Here is a 438-nt window from a genome sequence, read left to right on the forward strand (position 1 = left end):
AGGCTGGACAGCATCGCGGCGCGGTCGGGGTGGTCGGGTGGGGTGGTCTCGACCGCGGCCCGGCCGGCGTCGATCGCCGCGTCCAGGTCCGTCATCTGCCCGACCCGCTCGAACCGGACCTGCAGGGCGAGGCCGAGGTTGGACAGGTACATGGCGCGGTCGGGGTGGTCGGGTGGGGTGGTCTCGACCGCGGCCCGGCCGGCGTCGATCGCCGCGTCCAGGTCCGTCATCTGCCCGACCCGCTCGAACCGGGCCCGCAGGGCGAGGCCGAGGTTGGACAGCAGTCCGGCGCGGTTGGGGTGGTCGGGTGGGGTGGTCTCGACCGCGGCCCGGCCGGCGTCGATCGCCGCGTCCAGGTCCGTCATCTGCCCGACCCGCTCGAACCGGGCCTGCAGGGCGAGGCCGAGGCTGGACAGCATCGCGGCGCGGTCGGGGTGG

General features: G+C 75.8%; 1 protein-coding gene. It reads right to left on the minus strand.

Going from position 1 to position 438, the window contains the following annotated elements:
• Nucleotides 1–438, minus strand: a 438-nt coding sequence (locus NBZ85_RS31870) for a tetratricopeptide repeat protein (RefSeq protein ID WP_261563510.1), incomplete at both ends; no start/stop codon positions are given.

Origin of the sequence: Frankia tisae (genome assembly GCF_025403405.1) — a bacterium.
Lineage (GTDB): Bacteria > Actinomycetota > Actinomycetes > Frankiales > Frankiaceae > Frankia > Frankia tisai.